The organism is Actinomadura rupiterrae, from assembly GCF_024172125.1.
Taxonomy (GTDB): domain Bacteria; phylum Actinomycetota; class Actinomycetes; order Streptosporangiales; family Streptosporangiaceae; genus Spirillospora; species Spirillospora rupiterrae.
In genome coordinates this window covers 597419-622493 of sequence record NZ_JAMZEA010000005.1, presented here as the reverse complement: position 1 = coordinate 622493, position 25075 = coordinate 597419, and the positions used below count along the sequence as shown (strand labels likewise).

Sequence of the window (25075 nt, the reverse complement as noted above, 5' to 3'; positions counted from 1 at the left end):
TAATGAAATGATCATTCTGCCCGACGCGGTGGCGCCCGTCCCGGAAAAGGGCGAAACCCGCTCGGAGCGGCGAAGCGCTCCGGGCGGGTCCCGGCAGGGTTCAGGCGGTCACTTGAGGCCGAAGGCCCTGATCACCTCCTGCTTGACCGTGTTGCCCGCGTGGTCCTTGGCGGACGCGCGGACCGAGACGAACGCGCCGGGCGTCCTCGGGAAGGAGACGCGGCCCGTCCAGGACGCGCCCCGGCGGTCGAGCCGGACGGTCTGCCACGTGGCGCCGTCGTCGAACGACACCTCCAGCGTCGCCGCGGTGGCCTTCGCGCCCGCGCCGACCGCCCCCGGCTGCTGCCAGGTGCTGATCCCGATCGTGCCGTTCGACCCGGCGCGGACATTGCCGCCCGTGTCGGTGCCGACGCTGTAGCCGAGCTGGAGCAGCGGCAGCATCGCCTTGGCGTCGGTGCCCGTGGAGGTGAACTCCCACGCGCTGCGCGTGGCGGTCGAGAAGCGCCGCGCGGCGTTGGTCGTGTCCTGCTCGAAGCGGTACGCGGCCGGGCCGTCCACGTGCGGGACGTCCCGCTGGATCGCCTGCGACGTGGACTTCGCGACCAGCGTCCCGTTCTGGAACAGCCGCGAGGCGATCTGCGTCCGGTCGTCGGCGCCCGTCGTGAGGGTGCCGCCGTCGGTCGGGACGTTCACCTGGAACCAGTCGCCGGTCCGGGCCGGTCCCCAGTAGCCCTGGCCGAGCCGCGGCCGGGTCACCGGGTCGAACCAGGACAGCGTGGACGCGCCGGGGGAGTAGGAGCGCCGCTCGTAGCGCTGCTCCCAGCCCGCCGGGTCCTGCGCGTCGGCGTACCAGGTGTTGCCCGGCTCGGTGGACACGTAGCTCACGCGCGTCCGGCCGAGGCCCTGCGGGTCGGTCGGGCCCAGGCACGGCGGCCACTGGTAGTCGCGGCAGTCGAGCCGCGCCTCGAACGCGACCTGCTTCGGTTCGCCGACGAACCGCTCGTCGATCCGCGCCAGGCGGTCATCTCGGATGCTCCAGGAGAGCCGGGACGGGATACCGCCCGGGTACGACTTGCTCAGGTCGTACTTGTACGGCGCGAACTCCTCGGCCGAGCCGACCAGCCGCGCGTGCCGCTTCGCTCCGGCGAGCAGCCGGGCGCCCTCCGCCTGCGTCACCGACGCGACGGGCAGCGTGGACGGCAGGTAGTTCGTGAACCGCCCCGGACGGTCGTTCGCGACCAGCAGGAACGCGGCCCCGGCGGCCTGCGCGGCGTTCACCGCGTCGGTCGGCGCGACCTTGTCGCTACGGGTGATCACGACCGCCGCGCCCTTGGCCGCCACGCCCTTGTACTCGTCGGCGCTGCCGTTCCCGGCGGACACGACGGGCAGGTCGACCCGGCCGTCCAGGCGGACCGCACCCCGGAAGTACAGCGGGTCGATTCGGCCGATCCCGGCGGTGCCACGGACGTCCAGGTACGGCTTGGTCATCCGGTACCGGACGGCGAAGTCGTACGTCCCGCCCGCGACCTTGCCAGTGGGCAGGGCGTACAGGTCGTCCATGTCGTTCGCAGCGGTGTAGGACGTGCTGAACGACGCGTACTGGCCGCCGATGCCCGAGTCATGGAACGACCCGAACCGCCGGTAGTCCGGGACCGACTGCTTCGGCGTCCGGACGGTCAGCCTGACCGCCTTGCCCGCGTCCAGCGTGAGCGCCGTGTTCTTGGTCAGGTTCAGATGGGGGTTGCTCAGGAACGCGACGCCCGCCGAGCCGGGACCGTGCTCGCCGGGGACCGCGACGAACCCGGTGATCGAGTAGACGCCGGGGGCCAGCCGCTGCTCGGGCACCGCGCCCGTCGCCGGGTCGGCCGAGATCTGGTGGACGAACTGGTCGCCGTACCGGTACAGCGAAAGGTCGCCGCCGAGCGGCTTGCCATCGCGGCCCTTGAGCGTGACGTCCAGGTTGTACCGCTCGTCCTCCTTGACCAGGCCGACGGCGGTGTGCGCGACGACCTTGCCGTCCGGGCCGGCGGCTTCGACCTGGCCGGTGAAGTTGCCGGTGCCGGGGGCGTCGTCCGCGTCGGCGGTGACGTTCACGTCGGCGCTGCCGTGCGCGGGGACGGTGATCTCGCCGGCCGACAGCTTGAACAGACCGTCCGCGGCCTTGCCATCCGGGCCGGACGCGTGCGCGCTCAGCTTGAACGTCTGCGCGCTGTCACCGGAGTTGGTGAAGGTGACCGGCTTCGTCACCGGGTCCGTGCCGGTGTGCGGCCAGGCGTGGAAGCCGAAGAACTGCGAGCCGGTCGCGGAGACGTCGCCGACCGCGCCGGGCAGCCAGAGCCGTCCGGTGCCGATGTCGAACGCGGACGTGCCCTTCAGCTCGGTCGAGGTGGACATGAGCGCGGCCTTGATCTGCGGCGCCTTCCAGTCCGGGTGCTGCTGGGCGAGGATCGCCGCCGCGCCCGCGACGTGCGGCGTCGCCATCGACGTGCCGCTCATCTTCACATAGGAGCCCGAACCGGGGGAGTCCTTGGACCGGGCCGCGATGATGTCCACGCCGGGCGCGGCGATGTCCGGCTTCATGCCGTGGTCGCCGCCGCGCGGGCCCAAGCTGGAGAAGTAGGCGCGCTCGTCGTTCGCGTCCACGGCCCCGACGGTCAGCGCGGAGTCGGCGGTGCCGGGGCTGCTGACCGTGCTCGGCCCGTACGCGCCGGTGTTGCCCGCCGCGATGACGAACAGCGAACCGGTCCGCCTGGTCAGGTTGTCGACGGCCTGCGCCATCGGGTCGCCCGCGACCGTGACGCTCGGGTCGCCGAGGCTCATGCTGACCACGCGGGCCTTGGACGCGGCCCACTCCATCCCGGAGATGATCCACGAGTCCTGGCCGTAGCCGTCGTCGCCGAGCACCTTGCCCATCAGGACCTTCGCCTCGGGCGCGACACCGGACTGCCTGCCGTCCGAGGCGGCGCCCGTCCCGGCGATCGTGGACGACACGTGCGTGCCGTGCCCGACCTTGTCGGCGATGCCCTGGCCCGGGACGAACGAGGTGCTGCCGTCGGCGACGCGTCCGGCCATGTCCGGGTGCGTGACGTCCAGGCCGGTGTCGAGCACGGCGACGGTCGCGCCGCCGCCCTTCTGGCCCTTCTTCCACACCTCGGGCGCGCCGATCTGCGGGTTGCTGACCTCGTCGGACGCCTTGACCTTGCCGTCCAGCCAGACCTTGCCGATCCCGGCGGACAGCGCGCGCGGCGCGACCCCCTTCGCGGCCGGGGCGAGCGACGCCCAGAACCCGGCGACCTGGCCCTTGCCGACCTGGAGCGCGGCGCCGTTGATGCTCGGCAGGTCCCGCTTGCGCTCCGCGCCGACCGGGACGGACCGGACGGCCCGCCCGGCGTACGACGCGATCAGCGGCAGGCCGGTGCCCGACTCGTTCGTGTACCCGAACCGGACGAGCTTGCTGACGTTGAACAGTTCCCGGTCGAGCCGGCCCTGGGCGAGCAGCGGCTTGGCGGCGTCGGGAAGGACGTAGGTGTCCTTCCCGACCGTCTGGACCTCGGACCCGCCGGACGAGCCGGGCGCCGGGGCGACGGTCGCGGTCGTCCTCCCGTCCGAGGCGGTGCCGACGGTGACGACGTCACCGGTGATCAGGGTGACCGACGCCTCCGTGCCGGCTGCCGCGCGCGGAGCGGGCGCGGGCTTGGCGGTGGGGGACGCGAGGGCCGGTGCGGCGGCGAGCGCGGGGGACGCGACGCCGACCCCGAGTGCGACCGCCACCGGCAGCAGGGCTGCCGGGAGGCCGCGGGAGGGAGATCTCATGAGGGGTACCTCCGGGGTGCGGGTGATCACCCCGAGGATCATGGCGGTGCCCCGTCACCCTCAATACGGAGATCGTGGCGGTTCCACGCCATGGCGTGTTCCCGTCACCCCGCCATGCCGCCGCTGGCGCGGGCCCGCCATCCGGGCTGCCATGCTGGCCGCGTGTTCGGACTGACCCCCGACGAGGCGTTCGCCTACCGCGAGCTGATCGCCGTCCCCGCCGCGTCCGCCGCCGAGCTGGCCGTCCGGCTGCGGCTGCCCGTCGCCGAGACTCGCGCTCTGCTGACCACGCTGGAGCGGCGCGGTCTCGCCTCGCACGACAGCCGGGACCTCGCCCGGTTCGTCGCCGCGCCGCCCGCCGCCGCGCTCGGCGCGCTGCTGGTCGAGCAGCAGAACGAGATCAAGCGCGCGGAGCTCCAGATCGACGCGCTGCAGGAGGTGTACCAGGCGGCGTCCGCGCGGCGCGGCATCTCCGGCCTGATCGACGTCGTGCAGGGGCAGCGGCAGGTCGCCGAGCGGTTCCGGCTGCTCCAGATGGGCGCGGAGAGCGAGGTGCTCGCGTTCGTCAAGGCCCCGGCGACGGCGGTGAGCGCCGCCGAGAACACCGCCGAGCAGCAGGCGCTCGGGCGCGGCGTCCGGTACCGGGTGGTGGCCGAGCGCGCCGCGCTGGAGGAGCAGGGCGGGCTCCAGGCGGCGCTCGCGACGATCCCGGACGGCGAGCGGGTGCGGCTGGCCGGCGAGGTCCCGCTGAAGCTGATCATCGTGGACCGGCGGGCCGCGTTCCTGCCGATCCTCGCCACCCCCGGCCCGGACGGCGCGGGCGCGGTCGTCGTGCACGAGTCCGCCCTGCTGGACGCGCTGCTCGCGCTGTTCGAGGCGGAGTGGATGCGGGCCACCCCGATCAGCACCGAGGGCGACCCCGAGGTCCCGGCGGGAGGCCCGCTGGACGGCACCGACGCGCGGCTCCTCGAACTGCTGCTCGCGGGCTACACCGACGACGCGGTGGCCAAGCAGCTCGGGATCTCGCTCCGGACCGTCCAGCGCCGCGTCGCCGCCCTGATGGGGCTCGCGCGCGTGCAGACCCGGATGCAGCTCGGCTGGCACGCCGCCACCCTCGGCTGGCTCGACCCGGGCGGGCCGGCCGCGCGGGTCTAGTCGGTGCCGAACTCCATGGCGGCGCTGTCGAGCAGCTCCTCGCCGCCGGGGGCGGTGCCGCGCGAGGCGATGGCGTCCGCGCCGCCCTCGTCCATCGGGCCGATGAGGGCGGTGCCCGCGCCGACGCCGGCGTGCAGCGCGGCCGGGTGGCCGGCGCCGACGACGCCGATCCCGGCGTACTGCTCCAGCCGGGCGCGGGAGTCGGCGATGTCCAGGTTGCGCATGGTCAGCTGGCCGATCCGGTCCACCGGGCCGAACGCCGAGTCCTCGGTGCGCTCCATGGACAGCTTGTCCGGGTGGTAGCTGAGCGCCGGGCCGGAGGTGTTGAGGACCGAGTAGTCCTCGCCGCGCCGCAGCCGCAGCGTGACCTCGCCGGTCACCGCCGAGCCGACCCACCGCTGGAGCGCCTCGCGGAGCATCAGCGCCTGCGGGTCGAGCCAGCGGCCCTCGTACATGAGCCGGCCGAGCCGCCGCCCCTCGGCGTGGTAGGTGGCGATGGTGTCCTCGTTGTGGACGGCGTTGACCAGCCGCTCGTAGGCGGCGTGCAGCAGCGCCATGCCGGGGGCCTCGTAGATGCCGCGGCTCTTGGCCTCGATGACGCGGTTCTCGATCTGGTCGGACATGCCGAGCCCGTGCCGCCCGCCGATCGCGTTGGCCTCCAGCACCAGGTCCACGGCGGAGGCGAACTCCTTGCCGTTGACGGTGACCGGGCGGCCCTGCTCGAAGCCGATGGTGACGTCCTCGGCGGGGATCTCGACGGCCGGGTCCCAGAACTTCACGCCCATGATCGGCTCGACCGTCTCGACACCGGCGTCCAGGTGCTCCAGGGCCTTGGCCTCGTGCGTCGCGCCCCAGATGTTGGCGTCGGTGGAGTAGGCCTTCTCGGCGCTGGCCCGGTAGGGCAGGTCGCGCTCCAGCAGCCACTCCGACATCTCCTGCCGGCCGCCGAGCTCGCCGACGAACGCGGCGTCCAGCCACGGCTTGTAGATCCGCAGCGCCGGGTTGGCGAGCAGGCCGTAGCGGTAGAACCGCTCGATGTCGTTGCCCTTGAAGGTGGAGCCGTCGCCCCAGATCTGGACGCCGTCCTCCAGCATCGCGCGGACCAGCAGGGTGCCGGTCACGGCGCGGCCGAGCGGCGTGGTGTTGAAGTAGGCGCGGCCGCCGGAGCGGATGTGGAAGGCGCCGCAGGCGAGCGCGGCCAGGCCCTCCTCCACCAGCGCGGCGCGGCAGTCGACCAGGCGCGCGACCTCCGCGCCGTAGAGGGCGGCGCGGCCGGGCACCGAGGCGACGTCGGGCTCGTCGTACTGGCCGAGCTCGGCCGTGTACGCGCAGGGCACGGCGCCCTTCTCGCGCATCCACGCGACCGCGACAGAGGTGTCGAGACCGCCGGAGAAGGCGATCCCGACGCGTTCACCGACGGGCAGGGAGGAGAGCACCTTGGACATAGGAAGAGTATGCACTGCAATGCATGAGCATGCAACGCCTGGCGCGGAAAACCTCCCCCGACTTCGCTGCCGGGGGCGGGAAAGCCTGGTTGACGGCCTGGACTGGGGCTTGTGCGAGGGGTCTAGAGGCTGGTCCAGAGGACGGGCTGGGCGGCGCCCCCGCTGATCATCCGGGTGCCCGACCAGTCGAGGTTCGCGTCCATGCAGTGGAAGGGCGTGGTGAGCTTCTTCAGCTCGGTCCTGGACGCCACGTCCCAGATCCGGATCGTGCCGTTCTCGCCGCCGTCGTCGCCCGCGCTGACGAGGCGCTTGCCGTCGCCGGAGAAGGCGACGCTGGTCACGCTCTTGTGGCCCTGGAGATCGCCGATCACCTGCCGGGTGTTCAGGTCCCGCAGCCGGACGACGTTCCGCTGGTCGCCGTAGGCCCCGTACTCGGCGACCGCGAGCAGCGAGCCGTCCGGAGAGACCGCGAGGTCGGTCGCCGAGACCGTCCCCACCTCGCCCTTGGACTTCCCGGTCTCGCCGTCGTAGAAGCGGAGCCTGTCGTCGGCCCCGGCTGTGATCAAGGTCTCGGTCTTGTGGTCGTAGACGACGGAGTACAGCTCGCCCGCGTACTTCGCCTTCCGTTCGAGCCGGGTCACCAGGCGCCCGTCCCGCCAGAGCCAGCCCCCGTCCGTGGCCCCGGCGGCGACCCCGTTCCCGAACGAGAAGGTCAGGCCCATCGCGCGGTTCTTGGGGCCCTTGAGCGTGAGCGTGGGCGCGCCGTTGCGGATGTCGAAGAGCCGGACCGTCCCGTCCGCGCAACCCGCGCCCAGCTCCGTGCCGGTCGCGTCGAAGGCCAGGACGTTCACGCCGTCCTTGCCGCCGCCGAACTGGTAGAGCAGCTTCATGTTCGCGTTGTCGTAGACGGCTATCGCGATCTCGTTGCCGGACGTCCAGCCGGCCGCGGCCAGGTACTTCCCATCGGGGGAGAAGACCGTCGAGCGCCACTCGTAGACCTTCGGCAGGCCCTCCAGCTTCTGGAACGGCGCCCCGGACGGATCGCCCTCGCCGAACCCGGACGCCTTCTTGAACGCGCCCGTCGCGCCGCGCAGCGCCCCGCCGCCCCCGTCGCCTGAGAACTCGCTCCAGCCGAGGACGGCCGCGCCGCCCGCGACCAGCGTCCCGGCCATCGCCGCGAGCACCGCGCGCCGCTTGACCTGCTGCGGCGTCGGTCCGGGGCGTCCGGGGCCTCCGGGCAGCGGCGGCACGGCGGGCGGGCGCACCGGCCCGCCGGGCATCGTCGCCGGCGCCCCCTGCCGCTCGATCGTCTGGGGCCCGGGCGCAGCGGGCGGCACCCCCACGGCAGGGGGAGGGGGCGCGACTTGCGCGGGGACGGCGGCTTCCGGGGTTCGCGCAGGTGGGGACGGTTGGATGGAGACCGGCTGCGGGGTGTCCGCGGCCGGGTCGGTGCGGAGGGCGGCCAGGAGTTGGGCGGCGGTGGGACGGGACGCGGGGTCCTTGGCGAGGCACTGCGCGAGGGCCGCGGCGAGGGACGGTTCGACGCCGTCCAGATCCGGGTCGCGGCTGACGACGCGGTGCACGATCGCGCCCGGGCTGGACGCCTCGAACGGCCCGCGCCCGGTCGCGGCGAAGGCGAGCACGCCGCCGAGCGAGAACACGTCGCTGGGCGGGCCCACCTCGTCCGCCTCGATCTGCTCGGGGGACATGTAGGCGAGGGTGCCGATGACGGCGCCGGTGGCGGTCATCGCGCTCGCGTCGAGCGCGCGGGCGATGCCGAAGTCGATGATGCGCGGGCCGTCCTCGGCGACGATGATGTTGCCCGGCTTGAGGTCGCGGTGCACCAGCCCGGACGAGTGGATCGCCGCGAGCCCCTCGGCGAGGCCGGCCCCGAGCGCGCGGACGCGTTCGGGCGGCAGCGCGCCCTGATCGGCGACGAGCGCGTGCAGGGAGGGCCCGGGCACGTAGGCGGTCGCCATCCACGGCGCCTCGGCCGCAGGGTCGGCGTCCACGACGGACGCGGTGTAGAAGTCGTTCACCTTCCGCGCCGCCTCGACCTCGCGCGCGAACCGGGCGCGGAAGTTCGGGTCGGCGGCGTGCTCGGACCGGATCACCTTGACCGCGACCCGGCGTCCGGCGGGGGTTTCGGCCAGGTACACGCGGCCCATGCCGCCCGCTCCCAGGCGGCCGGTCACCCGATAAGGGCCGACCATTTCCGGATCTTCCGGTCCCAACGACTCCATGCAAAGGGACAATATCGTTCGTTTGGAGGCGGCCGCCGCCGCGGCAGCCGCGGGAGCCGCTGCGGGAGCCGCGGGAGCCGCTGCGGGAGCCGCTGGGGGATTTGCCACCTTCCGCGGCGTGTGGGGGAGTTCACGGGGGGTTCATGTCCCGTTGCGCCCGGGGTGCCGGGGGCGGGTCTACCTTCGCGGGGCAATCCGTCCTTGATCCGGAGGCCCTGATGCGCCGGAAGTCCCTCCCCCTCCCCCTCCTCGGCACGGCGGCCGCCGTGCTCGCGGTGTCGTCCGCCGCGTACGCGGCCGGCGCCGGGGGCGCGAACAAGCCGCTGACCGACCACCTGGTGGGCCGTCAGTCGGACGGTTCCGTCCTCACCTCGAACAACCAGTACGTCACCCCCGCCGGGGTGAGCATCGAGCAGTCCGGACGGCCGATGGACCTGGCCGTCCGCCCCGACGGCAGGACCGCCGTCGACCTCACCAAGTCCGGCAGCGGCCTGTTCACCGTCGTCGACCTGGTGAACCACAAGGTGCTCCAGCAGTACACCCCGCCGAAGGGCACGGGCAGCGGCAACGTCGGCGTGACCGGCCTGCTGTACTCGCGCGACGGCGGGACGCTGTGGGCCACCCAGTCCAAGAACATCCTGCGCTTCGCGGTCGCGGCGGACGGCACGCTCAGCGCGCCCGCCGTCGTCGCGATCCCGGCCGACGCGTCCGTGCCGAAGGGTCCGGACGGCAGCGCCGCGCAGCCCCTCCCGAACGGCCTCGCCTGGGCCCCGGACGGCAAGCGCATCGTCGTCGCGCTCAGCGGCTGGGACCGGATCGCGGTCCTCGACCCGGCGACGAACACGTTCGGCGCGCCCACCAAGGTCGGCGTCGCGCCGCGTGACGTGGTCGTCGTGGGGCAGCACGCGTTCGTCAGCAACGAGGGCGGGCGCGTCCCGACCGCGGGCGACCACACCAACCTCAGCTACGACTCGCCGGTGGTCGCCGACCGCCGCGACGGCCGCGCGAACAGCGGCACCGTCTCCGAGGTCGACATCGAGTCCGGCAAGGTCGTGCGGCACTACAAGGTCGGGCTCGACCCGTCCAGCCTGCTCGCGCACGGCGGCGAGGTGCTGGTCACCAACTCCAGCGACGACACCGTCTCGGTGCTCGACACCGTCCACGGACGCGTCGCCCGGACGTTCAACGTGAACCCGCTGCCCGGCCAGCCGTACGGCAGCTCGCCCAACGCGCTGGAGTTCCTCGACTCCACGCACCTGGCGGTCAGCCTCGGCCGCGACAACGCGGTGGCGGTCTACCAGTACGCGGGCGGCCACCGCGAGCCCGCGTTCGACGGCCTGATCCCGACCGGCTGGTACCCGGGAACGCTCCACTGGGACGCCGCGCTCGGCAAGCTGGTCGTCGCGAGCCAGGCCGGCGTCGGCGCGCTCGGCCCGGACCGGACGATCAGCCAGGGCCCCGGCACCAACCCGGCCACCGGACGCCAGGTCTACGCCGACGTCGGCACGGTCGGGCTGATCGACAAGCCGTCCCCGAAGGAGATGGCGGCCTACACCGCCAAGGTGTTCGCGAACAACCAGTGGAACGGCCTGCGGCAGCGCAACCGCAAGGGCTCGCGCGGCGCCGCGCCGGTCGCCGTGCCGGTCCGCACCGGCTCGCCGTCCAAGATCAAGCACGTGTTCGTGATCGTCCGCGAGAACCGGACCTACGACCAGGTGTTCGGCGACGACCCGCGCGGCAACGGCAAGCCGGAGCTGGCGCAGTTCGGCGCGAAGACCACGCCGAACGCGCACGCGCTCGCGTCCCGGTTCCCGCTGATCGACAACCTGTACTCGGACGGCACCAACTCCGCGTCCGGCCACACCTGGCTCGACGCCGGGTTCGTCAACGACTACCTGGAGCGGTCGTACGCCAACTACGTCCGCGACTACGGCCAGCCGGACGCGATGGTCTACCCCAAGTCGGGGTTCCTCTGGGACAACGCGCGGGCGCACGGCCTGGACGCCAAGGTCTGGGGCGAGTACGCCGAGTGGTTCAACACCAAGGACGGCAAGGACTGCCCCGGCACGTGGCAGCAGTGGTACCAGGACTCCAAGATCCTTGAGGGCAAGGCGCAGGGCGACCTGCACATCCCGATGGGCACCTGCACCACCAAGACCGACGTGCCGTCCCTCAGCAAGATTCTCTCGCCGGACTTCCCGCAGTTCCAGACGCTCATCCCGGACCAGTACCGCGCCGACATCTTCCAGCGCGACTTGGCCGGCTATGAGAAGAGCGGCAAGCTCCCGGCGCTGAACATGCTCTGGGTCATGGACGATCACACCAACGGCGTCAGCCCCGGCTTCCCGACGCCGTCCGCGATGGTCGCCGACAACGACCTGGCCACCGGCCGGATCATCGACTCGATCTCGCACTCGAAGTTCTGGAAGGACAGCGCGGTCTTCGTCATTGAGGACGACTCCCAGAACGGCGTCGACCACGTGGACGGGCACCGCAACGTCACCATGATCGCCAGCCCGTACGCCAAGCGCGGCGCGGTCGACCACACCTACTACAGCCAGCTCAACGTGACCCGGACGATCGAGCAGATCCTCGGCCTGCCGCCGATGAACCAGCTCGACCTCGCCGCGGTGCCGATGTTCGGCGCGTTCACCGACAAGCCGGACTTCACGCCGTACTCGGCGGTGCCGAACCAGATCCCGCTCGACACCATGAACAAGTCGGCGGCGCAGGTCAGCGACCCCGTGCAGAAGGCCTGGCTGACCTGGTCGCAGAAGCAGGACTTCAAGTCCGAGGACAACCTCGCGTTCGCCCCGTTCAACCGCCTGACCTGGTACGCCAGCACCGGCTGGAAGCGCCCCTACCCGGGCGACACCAAGGTCATGACGCCGGACGAGGTGCTCGCGAGGTTCCCGCAGAACGTCCCGCAGAGCACCGGCGACACCGACCTGCCGCGCAACCGGGCGCAGGTTCCGCACCATGGCTGACGCCTCCTCCGAGGCGCCCGCGGTGGCGGCGGCCGTCGAAGCGCGCGGGCTCGCCCGCCGCTTCGACGGCGCCGTCGCCGTGGCCGGGCTCGACCTCACGGTCGGGCCCGGCCGGGTGCACGGCCTCGTCGGACCCAACGGCGCCGGGAAGACGACGCTGCTGTCGATGCTGCTCGGCCTCGTCCGCCCGGACGCCGGGACCCTCCGGCTGTTCGGGCGCACGCACGGCGAGCACGGTGCCCGCGCCCGCGACGGCGTCGCCGGGTTCGTCGAGGCGCCGCGCTTCTACCCGTACCTGACCGGACGCGCCAACCTCGAACTCCTCGCGGGCCTGGACGGCGGCGACGCCCGCTCCCGGATCGCGTCGGCGCTGGAGGTCTCCGGGCTCGGCGACGCGGCGAAGGCCAAGGTCGGCGGCTACTCGGTCGGCATGCGGCAGCGGCTCGGCATCGCCGCGTCGCTGCTGCGCGACCCGCGCCTGCTGATCCTGGACGAGCCGACCAGCGGCCTCGACCCGGCCGGCATGCGGGACGTCGCGGCCCTCGTGCGGCGGCTCGCCGGCGACGGTGTCGCGGTGCTGCTGAGCAGCCACGACATGGACGAGGTCGAGGGCCTCTGCGACGACGTCACCATCATGCACGCGGGCCGCGCCGCCTTCGACGGCACGATGGCCGAGCTCCGCGACCGCGCCCCGGCCCCCGAGTTCCTCCTCACCACGTCCGACGACGAGAAGGCCCTGGACGTCGCCACGTCCTCGGACGGGCTGGTGGTCGCTCGCGAGGCGGACGGTGAGGCGCTGTCGGTGCGGGCCGCGCGGGAGCGGCTGGACGAGTACGTGATCGCGCTCGGCCGCGCCGGGATCGCCGTGCGGACGCTGGCGCTCCGCACGTCCGCGCTGAAGTCGCTGTTCTTCGACCTCACCGGCGGCGGGCCGGCGGACGCCGCGACCGCCGCCGAACCGACTCTGGAGAAGGTGCCGGGATGACCGCACTGGACACGGCGGGTGCGGCCGTCCGCCCTGCCCCGGCCGCCGCCGTTCGCGGCGGGACGCTGGTCGTGTACCGGTGGGAGGCGGCCAAGCTCGTCCGGCAGGTCCGGACGAGGCTGGTCGTGCTCGCCTGCGTCCTCGCGCCGTTTCTGTTCGTCGCCGCGCTGAAGATGCAGACCACGACGCCGCAGGACACGCTGTTCGGGCGCTGGGTGCACGACAGCGGCTTCGCCGTCCCGCTCGTGGTGCTCGGGTTCGCCGGGCAGTGGGCGCTGCCCGCGCTCACCAGCGTCGTCGCCGGGGACATCTTCGCCTGCGAGGACCGGCACGGCACCTGGCGGACGATCCTGACCCGGTCCCGCTCGCGCGGGCAGATCTTCGCGGGCAAGACGCTCGCCGCCCTGACCTACGGCGTGGTCGTGACCGTCCTGCTCGGGGCGTCCAGCCTGGTCGCGGGCGTGCTGATGGTCGGCCACCAGCCGCTCGTCGGGCTGTCCGGCACGCTGCTCGCGCCCGGCCACGCCACCGCGCTGGTGCTGGCGAGCTGGGCGTCGGTGCTGCCGCCGGTGCTCGCCTTCACCGGCCTCGGTCTGCTGCTGTCGGTCGCGGGCCGCAACGGCGCGCTCGGCATCGGCGGCCCGGTCGTGATCGGCCTGCTGATGCAGCTCGGCTCGATGGCCGACCTGCCCGTCCCGGTCCGGACGCTGCTGCTCACCACGCCGTTCGGCGCCTGGCACGGCCTGTTCACCGACCCGCCGTTCCGCGGCCCGCTGCTGTGGGGCGCGGCCGTCAGCGCGGGCTACCTGGTCCTGTGCGTCGGCGGCGCGTACGCGCTGCTCCGCCGCCGCGACATCACCGGAGGATGACCGCCGTGCGCCGCACTCTCGCCCTCGCCGTGACGGCCCTGGCCCTGCTCGGCGCCGCCGGTTGCGACACGACCGGTGTCACCCGCGACCGGGTCAACGCCGCCGTCGCGCCGACCTTCGCGAACCTGTACGTCCTGCAGCAGCAGCTGCGCGGACGGAAGGTCGCGGTCGCCTCGGTCAAGGCCCGCGCCGACTGCGCCCGGGGGACGGGCCCGAACGCGTCCACGCGCGGTGCGGGCGACGACTGGACGTGCACGCTGACCTGGTTCAACGCGGGCCCGGCGATCACCGCGTCCGCGAACTACCAGCTGCACGTCCAGGCGAACGGCTGCTACACCGCCGACGGCGACGGCCCGTCCGACCTGAACGGCACGCCCACGCTCACCGCCTCGGACGGCGCGAACGTCACCAACCCCCTCTGGCGCTTCGACGGCTGCTTCGACCTCTCCTGACGCCGGGCGGGCCCGATCGTCAGGACGCGCCGGGCCGCACCTTCAGCCCTTCGAGGGCGAGGCTCAGGAAGCGGGTGCTGCCGTCGTGGTCCGGCGTGGCGTTCTCGCGGACCCAGGCGGCGGCGGTGAGCAGGTCGAACAGCTCGGTCGCGGTCAGGTCCGGGCGGATCGCGCCGGCCGCCTGCGCCGCGCGCAGCAGCTCGGCGCCGCTCCGGTGCATCGCGCCGCACATCTCGTGGGACGGCGTGCCCTCGTCGTACATGCTCTGCGTGAGGATGCCGACGAGGCCGCGGAAGGTGCTGAAGTGCCGCACCGCGTCGTCCATCCAGGCCGTGAGCGCGCCGAGCGCGTCGCCGCCCGCGCCCAGCGCCTCGGCGCGGTTCACCAGCGAGACCAGGCCGTCCCGGGTCGCGGCCTCCACCAGGGACGCGCGGCTGGGGAAGTGCCGGTAGAGCGTGCCGATCGCCACGTCCGCGCGGGCCGCGATGTCCTCCAGTGAGGCGTCCGCGCCGTCGCGCTCGAACGCGGCGCGGGCGGCGGCGAGTATCGCGTCGTAGTTGCGCTGCCCGTCGGCGCGCTTCGGACGCTGGGCGATGTGCGGGTGGGGCACCGGTCCTCCGTGGGCGTCGGGACGTCGGGTATTGACAACGTGAGGCTACCTCAGCTTAGCTGGGCGGATCCAAGTCGAGGCACCCTCACTTTAGCCCGGCTGTTAAGCTGAGGCTGCCTCATGTTGATCCCCGGGAGGATCGATGAGCACCGAGACGGTTCGGGACAGCACGGCGTCCGGCACGGCGGGGGACCGGGCGTGGGCCCTGGCCCTGGCCGCGATCGTCGGCGCGGAGTTCATGCTCCAGCTCGACGGCACGGTCGTGAACGTGGCGCTGCCCGCCCTCCAGGACGACCTGGGCCTCGGGGTCGCCCCGGCGTCGTGGGTCCCGAACGGGTTCCTGCTCGCGTTCGGCGGGCTGCTGCTGCTCGCCGGGCGCCTCGGCGACGTCCTCGGCCACCGCCGGGTGTTCCTGTCGGGGGTGGCGCTCGTCGTGGCCGCCTCGCTGGTGGCGGGGCTCGCGCCGGACCTGCCGGTCCTGCTCGCCGGACGGGTCGGGCAGGGCGCGGGCGCCGCCCTCGCCGGGCCGGCCGGGCTCGCGCTGCTCGCGACCCTGTCCGAGGGCGAGCGGCGGCAGCGCGCGTTCGGGCTCTACTCGACGGTGACCGGGCTCGGCGCGTCCGCCGGGATGGTCCTCGGCGGGCTGCTGACCTGGGCGGGCGACTGGCGCTGGAGCCTGCTGGTGAACGTGCCGGTGGGACTCGTGCTGCTGGGGCTGGCCGTCCGGGTGCTCGGGTTCCGCGACGAGGACGTCCGGTCGCGCGCGCTCGGGGTCCCGTCCGCCGTCCTGGCCACCGGAGCGCTCGCCGCCACCGTGTACTCGCTCGTCCACGCCGCGGAGCGCGGTTGGGGCGAGGCGTCGACGGCCGTCCTGCTCGCGGTCTCGGCGGTGCTGTGGGCCGCGCTGTTCCTCCTCGACCGGCGCGCGGCCGAGCCGCTCCTCCCGCTCGCGCTCTTCGCCGAACGGCGGCGGGCCGGGGCCGTGCTGAGCCTGCTGCTCCTCGCGGCCGTCCTCACGGGGTTCCTCGTCTACCTGGTCCAGTACCTGCAGAACACGCAGCACATGAACGCGCTGGAGAGCGGCCTCGCCATCCTTCCGTTCGGGCTCGCGCTGCTCGCCACCACCCAGCTGCTCACCAAGCACGTCGCGCGGTTCGACCTCCGGACGCGTGCGGTGGGCGGCCTCGTCGTCGTCCTCGCCGGGGTGCTCTGGCTGACGCGGCTTGACGGCGCGAGCGGCTACCCGGCGGACGTGCTGCCCGCGCTCGTCCTGATGGGCGCGGGCGTCGGGCTGGCGATCGTCCCGATGAACATGATCGTGCTGACCACCGCACCGCCCGAGTACGCCGGGGTCGCCGCGGGCGTCCTGCAGACCGCGCTCACCGTCGGCGGCTCGCTCGGGCTGGCCGTCCTGCTCGTCCCCTTCATCGGGGGCGGAGGCGTGTCCGGCGTGTTCACCTGGGCGGCCGTCGCACTGGTGGCTGCCGTCCTCGTCCAGGTCGCCCTCTGGTTCGGTCCCCGGCGAGGGGCGCCCGGAGCCTCCTGAAGTCGGCCGGAAACGTATGGTCGGTTGCGGATTGTTGGAAAACGCGGGGGTCTCGTGAGTCACGGTAGGTTCCTGACTTAAAGTGGTTCACTGCCGGTTCTTCCTGTCGCCGGCGGACGTCCCCGGGCCTCGGCCAAAGGGCGGCGCCCGCCTCCGACGACCGTTCGCCGGTGGAATGTCCGACCGGCGTCGTACGGTGGGCAGGTCACGGAAGGGGTCGGCCAGTGAAGCTGCTCACCGCAACCAACCTCACCCAGGGCTACCGCGACAACGACTTCGCCTGGTGCGTGGAGGGCGAGCTCGTGCACATCGGCGTGGTCTGCGACCGCGACGCGGGCGACCCGGACGGCGGCTGCGGCTGCGCCCGGTCGTTCGCCGGGCTCAACTCGCACCGCGCCACCACCACCGCCATGGTCCGCGACGTGCCCGGCTTCACCGAGGCCGACTACGTGGAGGCGATCCGCAGCAGCCTGCGGCAGCAGGGCTACGACGGCTCGCACGCCGAGCACGAGGCGGCGGGCCTGCGCACCCTGGTCCGCGACTGGCCGGTCGGCGCCATCGTCGAGCGCCGGCTGGACGAGATCGTCGTCCGCCAGGTCGTCCAGCCCTAGGACGCGACGGCGGTGTCCGGGGCGGGCGGCGGTCAGGCCGGGCGGCGGGAGTCAGGCCGGGCGGCGGGGGTCAGTCGAGGCAGGCGTGCACGCCTCCGGTGCCGCCCAGGGTGAACTCGGCGATGCGCTGGGCGGAGGTGCCGTGGTCGCCGGGGCGGGTCCAGGGGGTGCCGTCGCCGATCAGCCGGAACGCTCCGACGATCTCGTCGGTGTCGCCCGGCTCGAAGCGCAGCTCGCCGTCCCGCGCGGCGCCGTGCAGGGCCGCCCCCGCGAGGCAGTCGGCCTGCAGCTCGGTGCGGTCGGACACCAGCGACGACGGCATCCGGTGCTGGACGGCGTGCCCCCACTCGTGCGCGATGACCATGTAGACCCAGCCGTCGCCGCGTCCGAAGCCGTTGCGCATGAGGTGGTCGTCCCAGGCGAGGAAGTCGCCGTCCGGGCAGTACGCGGCGTTGTCGCGTTCGAGCGGGTGGCCGCCGCACTTCGGCGTTCCGGCGCGGTTGTCGCCGTCGTAGGAGCCGAGCACGCTGGGCGGGTCGTAATGTCCGCCGAAGTCCTCCGTCCAGTGCCGCCGCCAGAAGTCGTTGACGACGTCCTGGGCGTCCTGGAGGTCCCGCTGGAGGGTGGCGGGCTCGTCGGCCGAGCCGGAGAGTAGCTGCGGGCCCGGGGCCTGGCCGGACGTGCGGAACTCGCCCGTCGGAGTGCCGGGCATGAGCGATCCGGGGCTGGGGGCGACGGGCCCGTCCTCGGGCGTCGCGGTGAACGCGGACGCCGGGACGCCGCCGGTCGCGAGCGTCGCGCCCAGCGCCAGGACGGCCAGCGTCCGCGCGCGGTCGCGGGCCGGCGGCCAGTGGGGGAGTCGCATCGCCGCCTCCAGGGGAACTGGGTGACGGAACCATCCGACGCCATCCCGCGCCCGGCCGCCCGGCCGCCGCGGTGAACCGTGACGGTGGGGTGATCGAGGTCTCCCTCGCAGGTCACAGCCTGTTCAGGTGCTCCCCGTGCGGCGTGCCGGACTTGTCGCCCACCGAGCCGCTCTTGGCGCGCGCTGCGCCGGTCCTGTCGTCCAGCGTGCCGGTCTTGTCGTTCGCCGTGGGGCCGTGCGAGCGGAGGACGACCGGCGCGCCGAGCGCGTCCTCGACGGCCGCCACCGGATCGTCCATCTTGTCCACGAGGGGACGCGCCTTCAGGAGCCGTTCGGTGAGCGCCGCCTGCCGGTCAAGGTCGCGCGCCGGGTTGAGGGGCAGGCGGCGCACGGTCTCGCCGTCCATCGCGTAGGCGCGGCAGATCCCCAGGTCAGGACGTTGTGCGGCGATGTCCAGGTGGGTGAGGGCGAGGCCGTCCACGCCCCCGGCCGCGCGGAGCGCGTAGTCGAGCGCGACGGCGTCCAGATGCCCGACGCGGAACGCGCCCTGCCACGGTCCGGTGCCGTTGTGCGGGTCGGGCAGGTCGGCGGTCAGCGCCGGGTCCTCGGTCACGAACGGGCCGGGTCCGTGCCGGGTCGCGTAGGCGCGCAGCACGCCCAGCCGGTACCCCTCCTCGCCCGCTTCGGCCAGCAGCGCCTCGGCGTTCGCGAACGTCGTCGTCGACCACGTCGTGTACGGGTGGAAACCGTGCCACTCGTCCAGCAGGACGCCCTGCGCGCCCTCGAACACGACCCGCTCCGAACGCAGGACGCGCGGCAGGTACCCGTCGTCCACGATCCGGACGCTCGCCCCGAACGCCAGGAACACCGGCATGCACTCGTCCACGCTCGGCACGGCCTCGCCGCCGGGGGAGCGGGCGCCGGGGAACTCGGCGCGATACCAGTCGCGGACGGCGGTGAGGCGGCGGCGGAGGCGGGCGGGCGCGAGGCAGTCGCCGGCGCGGGGCGCGAGGTCGGGGTGGGCGAGCGCGAACGCGGCGGTCTCGCCCACGCCCATCCCGCACGAGCCGTGCCGGGCCGCGCCGCGCGCGGTCTCCCGCGCCCGGTTGGCGGCCCGGTGGTAGGGGGTGGTGAGCGGCGCGTCCCAGTTCACGGTGAGGCGGTCGAACGCGTCCCGGACGCCGAGCGCGCGCAGGTGCGCGTGCTCGGCGGCGAGCGACAGCGGGTCGACCATCATGAACCGCGAGAGATGCGTCCGGACGCCGGGGGTGAACGTCCCGGAGCCGAACTGCGCGAACGTGTGGTGCCGGCCGCCCGGCGCGACGACGTTGTGCGCGGCCTGCGCGCCGCCGTTGAACCGGACGACCGTGTGGACGGGCCCGGCCCCTGCTTCCCGCGCGGCGCGTGCCGCGTGCGCGCAGAGCCCGTCCACCACGGTGCCCTTCCCGGCGTCGCCGAACCCGAGGTCGACGACGATCACGTGCCGCATCCGAACCCCCGTTGCTTTCCTTGCCTGATCAGAGCCTGCGGTTGCCCGAGTCGCGGTCCTTGCCGCGCAGCCCGGACGGCGCGCCCGACACCGCCACCGAGCCGCGGCTCCGGTGCAGCGGGGTGAGCGCCTTCGACACGGCCGCGCCGGCGTCCGAGCCGAACTCGTCCAGGTGGGCGAGGCCCTCGTCGAGGTCGATGGCGTCCTCGCCGAGGCCGACGGTGAGCGCGATGGTCTCGCAGACCGCGTCCAGGTCGTCCAGGTAGAGGACGTTCTGGCCGAACTGCTCGCGCCAGAAGTCGCGCAGCCGCGCGTCGCCGGTGTGGTACGCGCCGTCCGGGATGATGAAGTACACGTCCCAGACGCGGGTCAGCTCGTCCAGCAGCGCCGGGAGCGGGAGGTCCTCCCGCAGGTCGTCGCCGATCAGCGCGCGCACCTGGGACTTGCGGACGGCCGGGTAGGCCAGCTCGTCCCCGATCATGAACAGGTAGCCGCGCTTGCCGCGCTTCTCGTAGCAGTCGATCGCGGTGTGCCGGGCCATGAAGTACATGGCCAGCTCGTAGGACTCCTTCATCTGGCCGCCGCCCCCGCCCTCCAGCAGGATCTTGCCCAGGTCGTCGTCCATCCGGTTGTCGGACTCGAACTGCCCGACCTGCAGCGGCGCGCGGTCGCAGTGCGCGTCGCCGATCGCGCCGAACATGATCTGCGGGTGCGCGACGTAGCCCTTGCGCAGCAGCAGCCCGAGCAGGTCGGGCAGCCGCGTCTGGAGGGTCCGCGGGACGGTGCCCATCGAGCCGGTGACGTCGAACAGCACCGAGATCGCGAGCGACTCGGGGTGCTCGTCGGAGTCGCGCGACTCGCGCAGCCCGGCGTCCTTCGGGTCGAGGTCGGGGTGGACGGAGGTCGCGCCCCCGTCGCTGTAGGCGAACGCGCTGATGCCGTTCGCGGCCTGGTAGGCGCGGTTGGCGTCGTAGACGTTGGTGGACCAGTTGCCACTACCCATGACTGCCTCCTACGGGCATGGTGAACGGGCGGAACGTACGGGGGCCGTAAAGCCGGTCGAGAAGCTCGTCGAGTTCGGCGAGCAGCCGCCAGGCGTCGCGCGGACGCCGCTGCGGCGAGGGGAGCGTGCAGCCCTTGACGAAGGCCCGCATCGCTCGCGGGGCGCGGTCGCCCATCAGCCGGGCGACGCACCGGGACGCCATGAACATGTCCGTCGCGGGGCCGGCGGGCTCGCGGGCGGGGACCTCGGGCGCGTACAGGCCGGCGTGCCGGTCGACCATCGCGGGGACCCGTCCGCCGGAGCGGGTGACCGAGTAGCACCAGTCGGCCAGGACGAGGCCGTGCTTCTCCGGATGGACGAGCACGTGCTCCGGCACGACCGCCCCGTGCACGACGCCCGCGCGGTGCGCGAAGCCGAGCGCGACGAGCAGCCGCCGCCACATCCACGCCGCGTCGCGCGGGTCGACGCCGTCCGGGTAGGCGGCGGCGATATCGGCGAACGTGACGAACCCGTCGAGCGGCGCGAGCACGTTGACGCGGCGCGTCTCGCCGCCGTCCGGGTCGCGGTGCCGGAACGAGGCGACCAGTTTCGGGGCGTACGCCCGGAACTTCGGGTCGCCGTCGCGGCGCAGCTTCCGGAGCGCCTCCTCCTCGCGGGATATGAGGTCGTTGTCGGCCGGGTCACGCGGCATCTTGAGCACGACGCGCCGAGCGTCGCGCGTGGCGTCGCGTGTGGCGTCGCGCGTGGCGTCGCGATCCCTGGTGTCGCGCCTGGCGTTCCGGCCCCTGGTGGAGCGGACGATGTGCTCGTCCTCGGCGGGGTACAGGTTCTCGTCCTCGGCGGCGTACAGCTCGGCGAGGTCGCCGCTCGCGACGGTCTCGCCGAGCCGGTACCGGTGCCCGCCGACCTCGATGACCGGGGTGTTCGCGGCGTTGTAGGCGTGCCACAGCTCCGACAGCCGCGCGAAGTGCCGGGACGAGCCGTCCAGCGTGGCGTCCGGGTGGACGAGCCGGGCCAGCCGCCGGTACAGGCGGGCGGCCTCCGCCGCGTCCGGGCCGAACAGGTCGTGCGGGGATGCGGCGCGCTCCAGCAGGGCCACCGCGTCCTCGTGAGTCATCTGATCTCCTCCTCCCGGCTGGGCCTCAGCAGGGCGGGGTGCAGCAGGCGCGCGTCGCCCGCGCGGTAGAGCTTGGGGCGCGGTCCGCCGCGCCGCCCCTCGCGGTCGGCGGTGCCGCCGGTCGCCTCGACGAAGCCCGGGACGGACAGCACCTTCCGGTGGAAGTTGCCCGCGTGCAGCTCCTCGCCCCAGACCGTCTCGTAGACCGAGCGCAGCTCGGGGATGGTGAACTCGGGCGGGCAGAACGCGGTGGCGAGCGGCGTGTACTCCAGCTTCCCGCGCGCCCGCTCCAGGCCGTCCGCGAGGATGCGGGCGTGGTCGAACGCGAGCTTGCGCGTGGTGCCCGGACGCTGCGCACCCGCCTCGCTGAGGCCCAGCTCGTCCACCCGGACCCAGGCGGCCTCGGCGGCGTCGCCGCCCGCGCGCGGGTCGGGCAGTTCGGGGGCGAACGCCAGGTACGCGACGGAGATGACGCGCATCCGGGGGTCGCGGCCGGGCGTGCCGTAGGTGGCGAGCTGCTCCAGGTGCAGGCGCTCCATCGGTCCGCCCTGCTCGTCCGGGTCGAGGCCGGTCTCCTCGGCCAGCTCGCGGCGCGCGGCGGCGGGCAGGTCCTCGGCGTCCTTCACACCCCGGACGAAACCGCCCGGCAGTGCCCACATCCCCGCGTACGGGGCCTGGCCGCGCCGCACCAGCAGGACGTCGAGCCCGCCGTCCCGGACGGTCAGCGCGACCACGTCCACCGTCACCGAGACGGGGTCGTAGGCGCGCGGATCGTAGGCGGCGAGGAACTCGCGCTCGTCCTGCGGCGGCTCGACCGGGCTCATCGTTCTCCTTCTGAGTCTTTCTCTCTTTGAGTCAATCTCGACTTGAGAAGAACATAGCGCGCGAGGGCGGTGCCCGTCCAGGGGTGATTTGAGGTGAATGGCGGCCGTGCTCTACGCTGCGACCTGGATCAATAAGGTTAGGTTTGCCTAACCTTCCCATTCTCCTATCGAACGGCGGTGAGCGGCGCGATGCTGCGCAGGCGGACGGCGGTGCTGGCGCTCGCCGCGCTCGCCCTCCTCGTCGCCGTCCTCGCCAGCCTCGCGCTCGGCAGCCGGTCCATCCCGCCCGGCCACGTGTGGGACGCGCTGGCCCACCGCGGCGACACCGACGAGGACCTCATCGTCCGCTCGCTCCGCGTGCCGCGCACGGTCGTCGGCCTCGCCGCCGGCGCCGCGCTCGCCGTCGCGGGCGTCCTCATGCAGGCGCTCACCCGCAACCCGCTCGCCGACCCCCGCATCATGGGCGTGACGTCCGGCGCCTCGCTCGGCGTCGTCATCGCGATCAGCGTGTTCGGGCTGACCGCGCTGCCGTCCTACCTCTGGTTCGGCGTCGCCGGCGCGGCGCTCGCGGGCGCGTTCGTCTACGCGCTGTCCGCGCGGACCCGCGACGGCGCGTCCCCGGTCACCCTCGCCCTCGCCGGGACGGCCCTGGACGCGTCGCTCACCGGCGTCGTCGTCGGCGTCCTCACCGTCAACCAGCAGACCTTCGACACCTTCCGGTTCTGGGCGGTCGGCTCGCTCGCCGGACGCCCGCCGCAGGTCGCCACCTGGGTCATCCCGTTCGTCCTGGTCGGCGTGCTCGTCGCGTTCGCGTCCGCGCGCGGCCTGGACGCGCTCGCGCTCGGCGACGACGTGGCGCGCGGCCTCGGCCGCAACGTCGGCCGCGTCCGGCTCAGCGCCGCCGTCGCCGCGATCCTCCTCACCGGCGCGGCCGTCGCCGCCGCCGGACCGATCGGCTTCGTCGGCCTCGCCGTCCCGCACCTAGCCCGCGCCCTGGTCGGCGCCGACCACCGCTGGACCCTCGCCGTCTCCCTCCTCCTCGGCCCCACGCTGCTCCTGGTCGCCGACGTCCTGGGCCGCCTGGTAGTCCCACCCGCCGAAGTCCGCGCGGGTGTCGTGACAGCCCTGCTAGGCGCCCCATTCCTGCTCCTCCTCGTCCGCCGGGCCCGAACGGTGACCGCATGATGGCTGTTCGGCATCCTGCGGCGGGGACGCTCGTGCTCGGCTTTGGGCCGGTCGCGGTGACCGTCCGGCGGCGCGCGCTGGTTTTCGGTCTTGTTCTTGTGGCGCTTACGGCTGTTGCGGCGTTGGCTTCGCTGGCGGTCGGGAGCACGTTCGTTCCGCCTACGGACGTGCTGCGCGCGCTTGGCGGGGACGGGCCCGCGAGTCTGGTCGTCCAGGATCTTCGGCTGCCAAGGGTCGAGGTCGGGCTCGCCGTGGGGGCGCTGCTCGGCGTGTCCGGCGCGCTGCTCCAGGCCGTGACCCGCAACCCGCTCGCCGGGCCGGACGTCATGGGCGTCACGCAGGGCGCGGGCCTCGCCGCGACGGCCGTGATGACGTTCGGACTCGGCGCGTCCTGGCTCGGCCCGGCCGCGCTGCTCGGCGGGCTCGCCGCAGCGGCCGCCGTCTTCGCCTTCGCCGGACGCACGGGCCTCACCGCGAACCGTTTCGTCCTGTCCGGAATCGCCGTCGCGCTCGCCCTCAAGGCCCTCACCGAGGTCTTCATCGTCGGCGCGGACCCGGCGGACGGCGAGCGCGCCCGCGTCTGGCTGTCCGGCAGCCTCGCCGGGCTCGGCCAGCGCGAGACGCTGACCCTGCTCGTCCCGCTGCTGGTGCTTTCGCCGGTGCTGGTCTGGGCGGGCCGCGCGCTCGACACCGCCGGGCTGGACGACGACCTCGCGCGCGGGCTCGGCGTCCGCGTCGGGGCGCGGAGGCTGCTGCTCGGCGCGGTCGCCGTCGTCCTCGCCGCGCTGGCCGTCTCGCAGGCCGGGGCGGTGGACTTCGTCGCGCTCGCCGCGCCGCAGCTCGCCCGCCGCCTGCTGCGCGCGGACCGCCCGCCGCTGCTCTGCGCCGCCCTCACCGGCGCGCTGCTCACCGTCGTCGCCGACCTCATCGCGCGGACCGCGTTCGCGCCCGTCCAGCTCCCGGTCGGCGTGCTCACCGCCGCGCTCGGCGGCCCCTACCTGCTCTGGCTGCTCGTCCGGAGGAAGAACGCATGACCGAAACCTCCGCGCGCCCGCCGGTGACCCTCGCCGCGCGCGACCTGACCGTCGGCTACGGCGACCGGACGATCCTGTCCGGCCTCGACCTGGAACTGCCCGGCGGCGCGTTCACCGTGGTCATCGGGCCGAACGCGTGCGGCAAGTCCACGCTGCTGCGCACCCTCGCCCGGCTGCTCGCCCCGCGCGGCGGCGCCGCTCTCATCGACGGCGCGGACGTGCACGGCATCAACACGCGCGAGCTGGCGCGCCGCCTCGGCGTCCTGCCGCAGTCGCCGGTCACGCCCGAGGGCCTCACCGTCGCCGACCTCGTCGCGCGCGGGCGCCAGCCGCACCAGCGCTGGTTCCGCCAGTGGAGCGCCGCCGACACCGAGGCCGTCGAGCGCGCGCTGAAGCTCACCGACCTCGCCGAGCTCCGGGACCGTCCGGTGGACGCCCTGTCCGGCGGCCAGCGCCAGCGCGTCTGGATCGCGCTCACGCTCGCCCAGGACACCGACGCCCTGCTGCTGGACGAACCCACCACCTACCTGGACCTCGCCCACCAGATCGAGGTGCTCGACCTGCTGCGGCGCCTGAACCGCGGCGCCGGGAGGTCGGTCGGGGTCGGTTGGTCGGGGGAAAGCAGTGGCCACACCGTCGCCGCCGTCCTGCACGACCTGAACCAGGCGTGCCGCTACGCCGACCACCTGGTCGTCATGAAGGACGGTGCGGTCGTGCGGCAGGGCGCCCCCGCCGACGTGATGGACGCCCGCTGCCTGTCCGAGGTGTTCGGCCTCGGCGGCGTGGTCGTCCCCTGCCCGGTCACGGGCGCGCCGATGGTCGTGCCGGACGCCCCGGCCTGA

At 73.7% G+C, this 25075-nt stretch carries 19 protein-coding genes; 10 read left to right on the top strand and 9 right to left on the bottom strand.

The window, feature by feature from the left end; translation table 11 throughout:
- Window positions 1-108: 108 nt before the first annotated feature.
- The gene (locus FHU30_RS19655; RefSeq protein ID WP_253877655.1) at window positions 109-3813 is read right to left on the bottom strand and encodes a S8 family serine peptidase; all 3705 of its coding nucleotides are present in this window, start codon (window positions 3811-3813) and stop codon (window positions 109-111) included.
- A 162-nt stretch (window positions 3814-3975) separates the two neighbouring features.
- On the opposite strand from FHU30_RS19655, the gene FHU30_RS19650 reads away from it, so the two are divergent.
- On the top strand, window positions 3976-4968 hold the full coding sequence (locus FHU30_RS19650; RefSeq protein ID WP_253877654.1) for a helix-turn-helix domain-containing protein: 993 nt from the start codon (window positions 3976-3978) through the stop codon (window positions 4966-4968).
- On the opposite strand, the gene argG is transcribed toward FHU30_RS19650, so the two are convergent.
- Window positions 4965-6413: an argininosuccinate synthase gene (gene argG / locus FHU30_RS19645; protein WP_253877653.1), complete on the bottom strand. Its 1449-nt coding sequence runs from the start codon at window positions 6411-6413 to the stop codon at window positions 4965-4967. The two genes, FHU30_RS19650 and argG, sit on opposite strands and share 4 nt — an antisense overlap.
- Before the next feature lie 122 nt (window positions 6414-6535).
- A complete protein-coding gene (locus tag FHU30_RS19640) occupies window positions 6536-8656 on the bottom strand; it encodes a WD40 repeat domain-containing serine/threonine protein kinase (RefSeq protein WP_253877652.1) in 2121 nt (706 codons plus the stop codon).
- Between the two features lie 218 nt (window positions 8657-8874).
- Here FHU30_RS19640 and FHU30_RS19635 point away from each other — a divergent pair, with 218 nt between their 5' ends.
- Genes FHU30_RS19635 through FHU30_RS19620 form a run of 4 tightly spaced genes read left to right on the top strand, consistent with a single transcriptional unit; the run spans window position 8875 to window position 13949 of the window.
- Window positions 8875-11643: a bifunctional YncE family protein/alkaline phosphatase family protein gene (locus FHU30_RS19635; protein ID WP_253877651.1), complete on the top strand. Its 2769-nt coding sequence runs from the start codon at window positions 8875-8877 to the stop codon at window positions 11641-11643.
- Window positions 11636-12628: an ABC transporter ATP-binding protein gene (locus FHU30_RS19630; RefSeq protein ID WP_253877650.1), complete on the top strand. Its 993-nt coding sequence runs from the start codon at window positions 11636-11638 to the stop codon at window positions 12626-12628. The genes FHU30_RS19635 and FHU30_RS19630 overlap by 8 nt, the downstream gene beginning before the upstream one ends.
- Window positions 12625-13497 (top strand): ABC transporter permease, encoded by an 873-nt coding sequence (locus FHU30_RS19625; RefSeq protein ID WP_253877648.1) that lies wholly within the window; start codon window positions 12625-12627, stop codon window positions 13495-13497. The genes FHU30_RS19630 and FHU30_RS19625 overlap by 4 nt, the downstream gene beginning before the upstream one ends.
- A gap of 5 nt (window positions 13498-13502) precedes the next feature.
- Window positions 13503-13949: a hypothetical protein gene (locus FHU30_RS19620; protein ID WP_253877646.1), complete on the top strand. Its 447-nt coding sequence runs from the start codon at window positions 13503-13505 to the stop codon at window positions 13947-13949.
- 19 nt (window positions 13950-13968) lie between these two features.
- On the opposite strand, the gene FHU30_RS19615 is transcribed toward FHU30_RS19620, so the two are convergent.
- Window positions 13969-14559: a TetR/AcrR family transcriptional regulator gene (locus FHU30_RS19615; protein WP_253877644.1), complete on the bottom strand. Its 591-nt coding sequence runs from the start codon at window positions 14557-14559 to the stop codon at window positions 13969-13971.
- Window positions 14560-14701: 142 nt separating this feature from the next.
- Between FHU30_RS19615 and FHU30_RS19610 the strand changes: the two genes are divergently transcribed.
- Both FHU30_RS19610 and FHU30_RS19605 read left to right on the top strand, forming a co-directional pair.
- A complete protein-coding gene (locus FHU30_RS19610; RefSeq protein WP_253877642.1) occupies window positions 14702-16105 on the top strand; it encodes an MFS transporter in 1404 nt (467 codons plus the stop codon).
- Window positions 16106-16329: 224 nt separating this feature from the next.
- Window positions 16330-16716, top strand: coding sequence for a DUF7715 family protein (locus FHU30_RS19605; RefSeq protein ID WP_253877640.1), 387 nt, complete (start codon window positions 16330-16332; stop codon window positions 16714-16716).
- A 70-nt stretch (window positions 16717-16786) separates the two neighbouring features.
- Here the strand turns inward: FHU30_RS19605 and FHU30_RS19600 are convergent, their stop codons facing one another.
- From FHU30_RS19600 to FHU30_RS19580, 5 genes are all read right to left on the bottom strand, one after another.
- A complete protein-coding gene (locus tag FHU30_RS19600; RefSeq protein WP_253877638.1) occupies window positions 16787-17581 on the bottom strand; it encodes a neutral zinc metallopeptidase in 795 nt (264 codons plus the stop codon).
- Window positions 17582-17693: 112 nt separating this feature from the next.
- Window positions 17694-19070, bottom strand: a complete 1377-nt coding sequence (locus tag FHU30_RS19595; protein ID WP_253877637.1) for an adenylosuccinate synthetase — start codon at window positions 19068-19070, stop codon at window positions 17694-17696.
- Window positions 19071-19098: 28 nt separating this feature from the next.
- The gene (locus tag FHU30_RS19590; RefSeq protein WP_253877636.1) at window positions 19099-20073 is read right to left on the bottom strand and encodes a hypothetical protein; all 975 of its coding nucleotides are present in this window, start codon (window positions 20071-20073) and stop codon (window positions 19099-19101) included.
- A complete protein-coding gene (locus FHU30_RS19585; RefSeq protein WP_253877635.1) occupies window positions 20066-21190 on the bottom strand; it encodes a protein kinase family protein in 1125 nt (374 codons plus the stop codon). Before FHU30_RS19585 ends, FHU30_RS19590 begins: the two co-directional genes overlap by 8 nt.
- A complete protein-coding gene (locus FHU30_RS19580) occupies window positions 21187-22014 on the bottom strand; it encodes an NUDIX hydrolase (protein WP_253877634.1) in 828 nt (275 codons plus the stop codon). The genes FHU30_RS19585 and FHU30_RS19580 overlap by 4 nt, the downstream gene beginning before the upstream one ends.
- 177 nt (window positions 22015-22191) lie before the next feature.
- On the opposite strand from FHU30_RS19580, the gene FHU30_RS19575 reads away from it, so the two are divergent.
- The 3 genes from FHU30_RS19575 to FHU30_RS19565 are packed head-to-tail and all read left to right on the top strand — an operon-like array spanning window position 22192 to window position 25075.
- Window positions 22192-23199 carry a FecCD family ABC transporter permease gene (locus FHU30_RS19575; RefSeq protein ID WP_253877632.1) on the top strand — a complete coding sequence of 336 codons (1008 nt, stop codon included), beginning with the start codon at window positions 22192-22194 and terminating at the stop codon, window positions 23197-23199.
- Window positions 23196-24233 carry a FecCD family ABC transporter permease gene (locus tag FHU30_RS19570; protein WP_253877631.1) on the top strand — a complete coding sequence of 346 codons (1038 nt, stop codon included), beginning with the start codon at window positions 23196-23198 and terminating at the stop codon, window positions 24231-24233. The genes FHU30_RS19575 and FHU30_RS19570 overlap by 4 nt, the downstream gene beginning before the upstream one ends.
- Window positions 24230-25075, top strand: coding sequence for an ABC transporter ATP-binding protein (locus tag FHU30_RS19565; RefSeq protein ID WP_253877629.1), 846 nt, complete (start codon window positions 24230-24232; stop codon window positions 25073-25075). The genes FHU30_RS19570 and FHU30_RS19565 overlap by 4 nt, the downstream gene beginning before the upstream one ends.